Origin of the sequence: Streptomyces sp. NPDC006743 (genome assembly GCF_040703815.1) — a bacterium.
GTDB lineage: Bacteria > Actinomycetota > Actinomycetes > Streptomycetales > Streptomycetaceae > Streptomyces.
The window spans coordinates 84,048-95,198 of record NZ_JBEYJA010000030.1; the positions used below are offsets into that span (position 1 = coordinate 84,048).

8 protein-coding genes are annotated in these 11,151 nt (G+C 72.5%); 2 read left to right on the top strand and 6 right to left on the bottom strand.

Going from position 1 to position 11,151, the window contains the following annotated elements; genetic code table 11:
• Positions 1–24 precede the first annotated feature (24 nt).
• The 6 genes from aroC to ABZ719_RS23620 form a co-directional block, all read right to left on the bottom strand.
• Complete coding sequence (gene aroC, locus ABZ719_RS23595; protein WP_366727161.1) at positions 25–1,209, bottom strand: chorismate synthase; 1,185 nt, start codon at positions 1,207–1,209, stop codon at positions 25–27.
• Positions 1,206–3,278, bottom strand: a complete 2,073-nt coding sequence (locus ABZ719_RS23600) for an anthranilate synthase family protein (protein WP_366727162.1) — start codon at positions 3,276–3,278, stop codon at positions 1,206–1,208. Before ABZ719_RS23600 ends, aroC begins: the two co-directional genes overlap by 4 nt.
• Positions 3,275–3,952: an isochorismatase family protein gene (locus ABZ719_RS23605; RefSeq protein ID WP_366727163.1), complete on the bottom strand. Its 678-nt coding sequence runs from the start codon at positions 3,950–3,952 to the stop codon at positions 3,275–3,277. Before ABZ719_RS23605 ends, ABZ719_RS23600 begins: the two co-directional genes overlap by 4 nt.
• 202 nt (positions 3,953–4,154) lie before the next feature.
• Complete coding sequence (locus ABZ719_RS23610; RefSeq protein ID WP_366727164.1) at positions 4,155–5,357, bottom strand: 3-deoxy-7-phosphoheptulonate synthase; 1,203 nt, start codon at positions 5,355–5,357, stop codon at positions 4,155–4,157.
• A 410-nt stretch (positions 5,358–5,767) separates the two neighbouring features.
• The gene (locus ABZ719_RS23615; RefSeq protein WP_366727165.1) at positions 5,768–7,036 is read right to left on the bottom strand and encodes a transposase; all 1,269 of its coding nucleotides are present in this window, start codon (positions 7,034–7,036) and stop codon (positions 5,768–5,770) included.
• 708 nt (positions 7,037–7,744) lie between these two features.
• Positions 7,745–9,130, bottom strand: a complete 1,386-nt coding sequence (locus tag ABZ719_RS23620) for an MFS transporter (RefSeq protein ID WP_366727172.1) — start codon at positions 9,128–9,130, stop codon at positions 7,745–7,747.
• A 319-nt stretch (positions 9,131–9,449) separates the two neighbouring features.
• Here ABZ719_RS23620 and ABZ719_RS23625 point away from each other — a divergent pair, with 319 nt between their 5' ends.
• Together ABZ719_RS23625 and ABZ719_RS23630 are read left to right on the top strand one after the other, a co-directional pair.
• Positions 9,450–10,046: a TetR family transcriptional regulator gene (locus ABZ719_RS23625; RefSeq protein ID WP_366727166.1), complete on the top strand. Its 597-nt coding sequence runs from the start codon at positions 9,450–9,452 to the stop codon at positions 10,044–10,046.
• A gap of 105 nt (positions 10,047–10,151) precedes the next feature.
• Positions 10,152–10,967, top strand: a complete 816-nt coding sequence (locus ABZ719_RS23630; protein ID WP_366727167.1) for an aminotransferase class IV family protein — start codon at positions 10,152–10,154, stop codon at positions 10,965–10,967.
• Positions 10,968–11,151: the final 184 nt, after the last annotated feature.

Genomic DNA, 11,151 nt, shown 5'->3' on the forward strand with positions numbered 1-11,151 from the left:
GTCCCGCCGATCCCGGCCGGCCGATCACCGCACCGTCATGCCGTCGAGGTACGACCGCACGTTGCGGCGGGTCTCGGTGACGCTGTCCCCGCCGAACTTCTCCGCGACCGCGTCGGCCAGCACCAGCGCGACCATCGCCTCCGCCACGACGCCGGCGGCCGGCACCGCGCACACGTCGGACCGCTGGTGATGGGCCCGCGCCGGCTCGCCGGTGGCCACGTCCACCGTCCTCAACGCCCGCGGCACCGTCGCGATCGGTTTCATCGCCGCCCGCACCCGCAGCAGCCCGCCCGTGCTCAGACCGCCCTCCGTCCCGCCCGAGCGCCCGGAAGCGCGCCTGATGCCCTCCGGCGTGCTCACCATCTCGTCGTGCGCCCGGGAGCCCGGCACCCGTGCCAGGCCGAAGCCGTCACCCACCTCCACGCCCTTGATCGCCTGAATGCCCATGAGCGCCGCCGCCAGCCGGGCGTCCAACCGCCGGTCCCAGTGGACGTGCGAACCCAGCCCCACCGGCACACCGTGGGCCAGCACCTCCACCACACCGCCCAGGGTGTCGCCTTCCCTGTGGGCCCGGTCGATCAGTGCCACCATCGCCTTCGAGGCGTCCGCGTCCATGCAGCGCACCGGGTCCGCGTCCAGTACGGCCACGTCGGCGGGGGAGGGGTGCACGCCGTCGGGCGCCCTGGCTCCGCCCAGCTCGACGACATGGCTGACGATCTCGACACCGGCCGTCTCCCTCACGTACGACCGGGCCACCGCGCCCAGCGCCACCCGCGCCGCCGTCTCCCGCGCCGAGGCCCGCTCCAGGACCGGGCGGGCCTCGGCGAAGCCGTACTTCTGCATCCCCGCCAGGTCCGCGTGCCCCGGCCGCGGCCGGGTGAGCGGCGCGGCCCGGGCCGACCCCGCCGGCACCTCGGCTGCGACCGGGTCGGCCGCCATCACCCGCTCCCACTTCGGCCACTCCGTGTTGCCCACCATCACCGCCACCGGGGAGCCCAGGGTCAGCCCGTGGCGCACCCCGCCCAGGAACGTGACCTCGTCCCGCTCGAACGTCATCCGCGCGCCGCGGCCGTGGCCGAGCCGTCGGCGCGCCAGGTGGTCCGCCACCGTCGCGGTGGTGATGGGCACACCGGCGGGAAGGCCCTCCAGCGTCGCGACGAGTGCGCGACCGTGGGACTCGCCCGCGGTGAGCCAGCGCAGTCTGCTCACCGCCGCTCCCCTGCTCCGGTGCGCGGGTTCCGGGCGGCCGCCGGCGCGGGCCGTACGGGGCCGGTGCCCGGGCCGCCTTCCGGGTCACCGCCCGCGGTGGTCCGGGGGGCGATGATGCCGCTCGCGAGTGTGCCGATCAGGCGGACGCCGTCCTCGGTGAGCAGCGACTCGGCGTGGAACTGCATCGAGGCGAAGTGCGGTCCGCGCAGTGCGTGCACCTCGTCGGTCCCCGGGTCCCGGCTCACGCGTACCGTGCCGACCCCGGCGCGGTGGATCTCGTCCGCGGGGCTGCGGGCCGCGAACGTGTTGTAGAAGCCGACGCGTTCACGGCCGCCGAAGAAGTCGATCTCCCGCTGGACGCCCTGGTGGGGGACGTCCCGGCGGACCAGCGGCAGGCCCAGCCGGGTACTGAGCACCTGGTGGCTCAGACACACGGCGAGGAACGGACTGCGGTCCCGGAGCAACCGGTCGACGGCACCGCGCAGATGGGCGATCTTCGGGTCCGCCGCCGCCCTGGGGTCGCCGGGCCCCGGCCCCATGACGACGAGGTCGTGGCCGGTGAGGGAGTGGGGTTCGTCGAAGCGACGCACCGTCACCTCCAGCCCCAAGGAGCGCAGTTGGTGGTCGAGCATCCAGGTGAAGGTGTCCTCGGCGTCGACCACCAGTACCTTGCGGCCCGCCAGTGCGGGCAGCGGATGGCGCCGGGCGGTGTCCTTGGCCAGCCAGAACCCGGCGAGCGTCGCATTGCGCCGCTCTAGCACCGCCCGGATCCGCGGATGCGCGGCGAAGCGCGGTCCCGTCGTCCGCGCACCGTCCGCGGCCCCCTCGGCGCGGGACGCGGCCGGGGCGCCGGAGCGCAGGGCGGCGAGCAGACCGGCTGCCTTGGCCCGGGTCTCCGCGACCTCGGAGGCCGGGTCGGAGTGGCGTACGAGGGTGGCGCCGACGCCGATCCGCAGCCGGCCCCCGGCGTCGATGTCGGCGGTCCGGATGAGGATCGAGGAGTCCAGCGCGGGCGCGCCGGTCGTGTCGCGTCCCAGGAGGGCGAGGACGCCGCTGTAGTAACCGCGGCCGTGCGGCTCGTACCGGCTGATGACCCGGCAGGCGCTCTCCAGCGGGCTGCCGGTGACCGTCGGGGCGAACAGGGACTCGCGCAGGATCAGCCGCGGGTCCAGCGTGCTGGTGCCCTCGATGAAGTACTCGGTGTGCGCGAGCCGGGCCATCTCCTTCAGCTGAGGGCCCACCACCCGGCCGCCGTCCTGGCAGATCCGGGCCATCATCTTCAGCTCCTCGTCCACCACCATGTACAGCTCGTCGGCCTCCTTGCGGTCGGCGAGGAAACCGAGGAGACCGGTCAGAGTGGGGCCGGTGGCCGGATAGCGGTACGTGCCGCTGATCGGGTTCATGACGGCGGTGCCGTCGGTGACGCTGACGTGCCGTTCCGGGCTGGCTCCGACGAGCGTGCGCTCGCCGGTGTGGACGACGAACGTCCAGTACGCGCCCGTCTCCCCGAGCAGCAGCCGCCGGAACAGGGACAGCGCGCTGCGGTGGGTGCAGCCGGTGATGTCGGCCACGAAGGAACGCTTGACGACGAAGTTGGCGCCCTTACCGGTGCCGATCTCGTCCGCGACGACCCGGCGGACGATGTCCGCGTACTCGTCGTCGCGGACGTCGAAGTGCTCGCCGGTCAGCGTGATCGGATCGTCCGGCAGCCGCTGAAGCACCTCGGCGACCGGCAGGCGGCCCTGGCCCGTCACGGTCATCGCGAGGAGGGGAGCACCGTCGTCCACGTGGGCGAAGCCGCGTTCGCCGATCTGCCGGTAGGGGACCAGCGCGAGCACCTCGTGCCGGGCGGCGCCCGCGTCACCGGCCGCCGGCCGGGCGGGGAAGGGGAGATCGGCGAGGGTTTCCGGGGCGGACATGTCGCCGACGAGCACGTCCAGGGTGGCCGGGCCGGTCGCCTCCGGCCGGTGCAGCAGTGCGAAGGCCGGCGGCCGGGAGGCGAGCACCCGGTCGAGCAGTTCCGCGGCCGATGCCTTGGGCCCGGCCCCGGACGTCCGCCGCGCGCTCACGCGGCCGCCTCACGGGCGCCGGGCGCCGGACGGACACCGGCGGGCGTGGTGGCCCCGGTGAGCGAGCCGGTGGTGGTGACCACCGCGCAGCGCTGGGCCGCGTACTCCAGGGCGAGCCGGTGCCGGGCGGCGGAGAAGTCGCCGACCGCGTCCGCCACCAGGAACGGCTGGATGTCGTGGGTGAACGCCTCCACCGCGGTCATCAGCACCCCGACGTGCGCGTAGACGCCGCAGACGATGAGCTGGTCGCGGCCGTTGGCGTGCAGCCAGTCCAGCAGCCCGGAGCGGAAGAAGGCGCTGTAACGCCACTTGGTGAACACCGCGTCCTCCGGCGCGGGCGCCAGCGGCTCCACGACCTCCCGGTCGGCGGGGTCGACGCGCATGCCCGGCCCCCAGAAGTCCTTCAGCAGGCCGCGCTCGCCCTCGGTCATGCCGCCCGGCTGCGCGGTGTACGCCACCGGGAGGCCCAGCGCGACGGCCCGGCGCCGCAGTCGGGCGGCGTTGTCCACCAGCGGACGGCGGACGGCCTCGGGGAACGGGCGCAGGAAGTAGCGCTGCATGTCGTGGACGAGCAGGGCCGCCCGGCCCGGCTCCACCGTCCAGTGCGCGGTGTTGCGGGGCAGTTCGTGAGCCGAGGGCAGCGAGTAGGGCTCGATGGGGGGTATGCCCGCCATGAGGTTCCTTTCCTGGGACGTGCGGGATCCTGGGACTGCGGTGCGATGCGCGGTGCGCCGTGCGAGGCACGGGCCCGCGACGGCCGGGCGGGTGAGGCACCGGCGTCGGCGCGCGGCGGCGGGGCAGGGAGTCCACCCGGCGCCGGCGCCGGGGCCGGGGCAGGGCGGGTTCGGTGAGGTGCGGGTGGATGAGGCGCCCGAGTCAGACGGCGACGGGCGAGGCGCCCGCCCGGCTCGCCGACCAGGCACCGACCGCCGCGAGGGCCTGGGCCGGATTGAGCCGCGGGTCGCAGAAGGAGGTGTACGCCGTGCCGACCGTGTCGAGGGCCGACTCGTCCGCTACGCACTCGCTGACGTCGTCGGGGGTGGTCTCCAGGTGCAGCCCGCCCACGACACCCCCCTCGGACATGACCGCGGCCAGGAACCGTTCGATCTCCCGCGTGACCGTACGCACCAGACGGGTCTTGAGCCCGCCGGGAGCGGTGACGGTGTTGCCGTGCAGGGGATCGCTCAGCCAGATCACCGGGTGCCCGGCCGCACGCACCGCGGCGACCAGCCCGGGCAGCCGCTCGGCGACCGCGTCGGCGCCCATCCGGGCGATCAGGGTCAGCCGGCCCGGCGTGCGGGCCGGGTCGAGCCGCTCGCACAGTGCGAGCAGTTCCCCGGCCGTCATGGCGGGCCCCACCTTGCACGCCACGGGGTTGGTGACGGAGGCGAGCAGAGTGACGTGCGCGCCGTCGGTCTGCCGGGTCCGCTCCCCGATCCACGGCCAGTGCGTCGAGGTGAGCAGCAGACGCCCGTCCTCCCGCCGGCGCACCATGGGCAGCTCGTAGTCCAGCAGCAGCGCCTCGTGGCTGGTCCACACCGGCGCGCCGATGGGGGTGCTGCTGCGGGGGCCGTGCCAGCCGAGGTGGCGCATCACCCGGTGCGCGGCGTCGTAGCCGGTCAGAATGCGCAGCGGGTCGGGTCTGCGCGACTGCGCGTCCGGGGCGGGACTGTTGACCATGTGCCCGCGGTAGGAGGGGAGTTCGAGGCCGCCGACGCGCTCGAAGGGCTGCGAGCGGGGCTTGCCGTACTGGCCGGCGATCCGGCCCACGCGCACCACCGGCCGGCCGCTCTCCATCTCCAGGGCACCCGCCAGCATGTTGAGCAGGCCCGTCTTGCGCGCCACGTCGTCGGCGGTGCTTTCCGCGAAGTCCTCGGCGCAGTCGCCCGCCTGCATCACGTGGGCTTCGCCGGCCGCCACCCGGGCGAGCAGGGTGTGCAGCCGGTCCACGTCCTCGGCCGCCACCAGCGGGGTACGCCGCACGAGTGCGCCGCGGACCTCAGCCACTTGTGCGGTGTCCTCCCACGGCGGCTGATGAAGGGCCTTCTGGTCTTCGAGGTCGAGCAGTACGTCGTCCACTGGTTCTCCGATCACGGATCGTCGGCCTGGGCCACGGCCTTCGCGCGCCGTGTTCCATTCACGTGGGATCAAGAGCGGTGGACGGGGAAAAAGAAAAATGAGCAGGAGAAAACGGCGGTGACGCCGTGCTGGGCCTACCCCCGTCCGAAGGCCGACTCTCATCGGCACGACTGATCATGTCGGTGGGTGAATGCCGTGCCAATGATTTGCGCCGCGATGTGTCAGGTGTTCCGTGATCCGTCAAGTCCGGTGGTGACGCAGGGGTGAACGGAAAAAGTCAGGCGGCCGAATGCGGCCGCCTGACCGGCGACGAAATCAGATGGGAAATGCGGCAGGACACGGAAGGGCGGTCGAGACAGCGGAGACCGGAAAGGAGGAAAGAGGGAGAGGACCGGTCAGGACAGAACCTTTCAGGACACCCTCCGGTGGATTGCGGCGCACGCCACCGGACCGCGCTCCCTGATCCGGCCTGACGCTGACGAGGCCCCCTGGCGGGCGTGGCCGGCCAGGGCCACGATGGCGTGCGCCGCCGACGCCAGGGTGACGTGCCGGTGCCAGCCGCCGAAGGAGCGCCCCGTGAAGTCCCGGATGCCGACCTCCTCGGAGATCTCAGTGAAGTCCGCGCCGACCTTCTCGGTGAGCCCGGTCAGCCGCACCAGCAGGGCGGGCTGCACACCGGTCATGTTGGTCAGCCAGAGCTGGGTCCGTCCCCGTCCGCGCGCGTCCTCCACGCCGAGCAGGGCCAGTTCGCCCCGGCCCGCGGCCCACCCGCCCGGGTCCGGCAGGGCGACGCGGACGGTGGCGGCCAGGTGGGTGTGACGGGTGGTGTCCGCACGCGCGTCGCCCCGGTGGGCGGGCCGCCGCAGGTCCCGCGCCATCCCCATGATCTGGTCCGCGGGCATCGTCTGGCCCTCGCCGGCCGGCAGCAGCGGGTCGGTGACGGTCAGGGCCAGGCCGTCACAGGCCCGCACCAGCAACGGGATGCCCGAGTCCGCGAACTCCCTGAAGAGCGCGGCCGCGTGGACTTCGTCGCTGTCCACGACGAGCGGGCGCCGGGGCGGGTTCCAGCCGAGGAGCGTCTCGGCGCAGACCCTGGCGAGGGACTCCGTCAGGGTCTCCGGACCGGCTCCGTCGGGTATCGCGACCTGGCTGCGGCGCTGGTGGTCCCTGAGCCAGGTCCTGGGAAGGTGCAGTCGCCAGTTGACGGGCACCGTCACCTCTTCGGACGCCGCCCAGACACCGATGGCGCGCTGCGCGTTGAGCACTTGGCCGAGTGACGGGAAGAAGTGCCGGCCCACGCCCACGGAATGATGGCCGGACTTGGGGATGATCATGAGACGGGCCACCCAGGCCTGCGGGTGCGTCACGCCCGTCAGATGGTCCGCGAGCGCTCGCCGCATGGGCATCCAGTCCCATGTGGAGGACGACACGAAGTGGTGCAGGTTCTGTTCGGAGACGTCGTCGCCGAACAGCGCGGCGATGGCGCGGATGGATTTGCGTCCTTCGGCCTCCAGCAGCCCGCGTAAGTAATACAGAGCCTTGCGGTGCTGGTCGCTGCGGATCAGGGAGGCGAACAGACCAGGCGTCAGCTGGTCGAACACCACGTCACGCGGGTGTGGCGCCAGGGAGGGGAAAACAGCTCGTCCGGAGATCTCGGGGTGCACGTCGACGTAGGTCATGGGTCTCCTTGGGATCCGGTTGAGGCGCGCAAGACACGCACGCGAGTGCCACGGCGGGCAGTCGGGGTACGGGATTCGGCGACCTGGGGGAGTCAGCGCCGTGGGCGGGGACATCGGGCGGACCGCCCGGCGCGCACCGCCGGCGTCGCGCATGCCCGGGATCCGGGCGCCCTTCGCTCGACGCGCGATGCCATCCCCACCTCCATGAACCGTCGTGACGCCCTCCCACGAAAGCTCTGCCGACTGTAATGGTCGCCCACCGTGAGGACCACTGTACGGAGAGAGAGTGTCAAGTCGTCGACGAGTAAATTGACGCTCAAGCATCGGTCAAGTTCCTATCGCGCCAGTCTGGTGCGAGCGGCTGCCCCGTGGTGGGCTGCGGGGCGACCGGGTCGCGGTGAGGGTGCGCGCAGGCGGTGGTCGGCGGTGTCACCCGCGAGCGGCTGCCTCCCTGGCAGCGTCCTGCCTCACCGACGGCCTGTGAGCGATGTCCGGGGCCCACCACGGCCGCCGCCCGCCGCCTACCATCGGCCGTCGTGCTCCGCAGCCGGCCGTGCCCCGCCGTGTACCACCGGCCGTCGTGCTCCGCCACCGGCCGTGCCCCGCCGACTGACGCCGCGCCGTACTCCGCACCTGCCGGTACGCCTCCGCACCTGCCGGTACGCCTCCGCACCTGCCGGTACGCCTCCGCACCCGGCGGCGCGCCGCCTACGCGGCCGGCGCCTTCTCGCGCGGCACCCAGCGCACGGCGAGGTAGCCGAGCCCCAGTGAGAGCAGACTCGCGACGGCGATCGCCACGTGCATGCCGGAGACGAAGGCGTTCTTGGCGTCCTCGACAGCGGCCGCACTGAGTCCGGGCCGCTCCAAGGTCTCCGGCAGTGTTCCGGCGAGGTCGGGGCCGAGGAGCCGGAAACACACGGCGGCGAGGGAGCCCAGCAGGGAGATGCCGAGCGCGTTGCCGAGTTCGTTGCTCATCTCGGCGATGGAGGCCGCCGATCCGGCCCGTTCGGCGGGCACCGCCGCGACGGCCGTCTCGGCGACGAGGCTGAAGGACAGGCCGTAGCCGATGCCCGCGATCACGGTGGAGGCGACGAACGCCGTGACGCCGCCGAGAACCCCGGTGAGCAGCATCAGGGAGAGGCCGATGGCCATGGCGAAGTGCGAGGTGATCAGGGCGGCGCGCTTGCCGACGCGGTCGACGATCGCGGTGGTCCCGACACAGGTCACGGTGAGCACCGTCGCGCCGGGCACCGCCAGCAATGCCGCGCTCAGCACGCTGTGCCCGAGGACGGACTGGAGGTAGACGCCGCTGAGGTAGCCGGCGGCGGCCCAGGCCACCAGGGAGAGCAGGCCGGTGAGGATCGCGACGGTGAACACCCGGTCGCGGAAGAGCCGCAGGTCCAGCAGCGGCTGCGGCAGGCCGAACTGCCTGCGCACGAAGAGCGCCACGATCGCCACGCCGGCGATGCCGATGCCCAGCTGGGTGGGGGAGAGGCCCGAGGCGGCGGCCGACTTCACGGAGTAGACGGTCAGCAGGATGCCGACCGCGGACAGCAGCACGCTGAGCGCGTCCACCCGGCCGGGGCTCGACTCGCGCACGTCCTTGAGCAGGAAGGGCGCAAACGCGAGGAAGAGGATGACGACCGGGATGTTGATGAGGAAGACCGAACCCCACGAGAAGTGGTTGAGCAGCAGTCCGCCGACGATGGGGCCGATCGCGAAGCCGGCCGCGAAGGTCGCCGCGAAGATGCCGATGGCCTGGGCCCGTTGCTTGGGGTTGGGGAAGAGGTTGCTGATGATCGCGAGGCCGGAGGGCAGCAGCGTCGCGCCGCCGAGCCCCATGAGCGCCCGGCAGCCGATGAGGACCTCCGGGGTCGGCGAGAGCGCCGCGCCCACCGAACCGGCCCCGAAGACCGCGGCGCCCGCGAGGAGGAACTTGAGCCGGCCGTAGCGGTCACCGAGATTGCCGAACGCGATGAGCAGCGACGCGACCACGAAGCCGTAGATGTCGAGGATCCACAGCGCCTGGTCCGTGGTGGGGGTGATCGCGGAGGTGATGCTCGGCATCGCGAGGTAGAGCACGGAGCCGTCCATCGCGACGAGGGCGACCGGGCCGAGCACGATCAGCAGGCCCAGCCAGGCGCGCCGGTCGGCGCGCTCCGCGACTAAGTCCAGGGAAGTCACAGGGAACCTTTCAGGAGGCGGTGCGCGGTGGCGCGCACCGTGGTCGTCTCGTTCGGCATACGATGCGTACGATGTACGCACAAGGGTGTGCGAAGGGTGCGCGAGGCGCGTCGGAAAGGGCGTCCGGCGGGTGCCGGACGGGCGTGTGTGCCGTACGCGAGACATCTTTGCGTACGGTGTACGCGTGTGAGTGCGTACAGTGTACCCACACCGCTGGTTAGACTACAGCATGGCCATCAAGACGCAAGGCCGTCAGGCGAGTTCACCAGGGCTCACCCGGCGCGCCATCATCAACGCCGCCATCCGTATCGCCGACGCCGAAGGCATCGCGGCGCTGTCCATGCGCCGGCTCGCGAACGACCTCGACTCGGGCGTCATGTCCCTGTACCGGCACATCGCCAACAAGGACGAACTGCTCACCGCGATCACCCGCGCGGTCTGCGAGGAGCACCCCTATCCGACCCCCGCCCCGCCGCGGTGGCGCGACGCGGTCCGGCTCGCGGTCGCCCTCGACCGCGAGGTCTACCGCAAGCATCCCTGGACCCTGGTCACCCAGGCCTCCGCCCGTCATTTCAGCGACACGACGTGTCTGGACTGGATGACGGACGCCCTGGCAGGCCTCACGGACGACCCGCAACTGGCCCGCACGCTGACGCTGACCGTGTGGTCCTACGTCCAGGGCGCCTCGATCCAGAGCGTCGCGCAGCAACTGCTCCCCGGGGACGACGAGCCCGCGCAGTCACCGATCCGGCCCACCGAGGCCGATGTCGACGCGGGTCTCGAGGTACTCCTCGACGGGCTCGAACGACAGGCGAAGCGAGCGTGACGGGTGAGTGACACCGGGGAACAGCAGACCTGATGGGCCGTCAGCTGGCTTCACTCGTACGGCCCTTGATCGTGTCCTCCCGGTGAGGGCGTCGTTCTCGGGGACATGACCCGAACGACCCCCCGCCCCCTCGCATGGCGAGACGGCGAGACGCCCACCGCCGCGGACCTCGTCCCGCTCGCCTTCATGGGATTCGCCCACTTTACGGCCATGCAGGTGCGCGACAGCCGGATCCGCGGACTCGACCTCCACCTGGAGCGGCTGCGCCGCGGCTCGCTCGAGCTGTACGGCCACGCCCTCCCCGACGAGCAGGTCCTGGCCCAGCTCCGCCTGGCGCTGAAGGAGGCGCCCGCCGACACCTCGCTCGTGGCCACGTGCTACCTCCCGGGCGGCGAGTTCACGGCGGCCGGCCCCGAGACCGCTCCGGCCCTGCTCATCCGCACCGCACCGCCCTCCGACGGCCCCGAGGGGCCGCTGGCCCTGATGGCGGTACCGCACGAACGCTTCCTGCCGTCCGTCAAGCACGTCGGCGAACCGGCCAAGACGTACTTCCTGCGGCAGGCCGCCGCACAGGGCTTCGACGACGCCGTCTTCCTCGACCGCCGGGGACGGCTGAGCGAGGCCTCCATCTGGAACCTCGCCTTCTGGGACGGCTCGGCCGTGGTGTGGCCCACCGCCGAGATGCTGGGCGGCATCACCATGGGCATCGTCCGGCGGCAGCTCGCCCGCCTCGGCGTCCCGCAGCGCGAGGCGGAACTGACCGTGGACGACCTGCCCGGGCTGGCCGGCTGCGCGCTGCTGAACTCCTGGACCCCCGGAGTCGCCGTGCACCGCATCGACGGAGTACGGCTGCCCGAGGCACAGGCGTTCCTCGACCTCCTGCACGACGCCTACGAGCGCGAACCCCTCACCGCGCTCTAGCGTCCCGTTCATTCCCTGTATCAACCGGCCCAGGGCTCCCGCGCGGCACACCCGCGGGAGCCCCACTCGCCCACCGGCCCTTGCTTCGGCCCCGTTATCTTCTTCGCGGTCCTGCAAGAGGGCCGCTGGCCTCCGGGCCCGGTATGACTGTTGCCCCCTGTCGAGTGGATGACCTGGGGGGTGG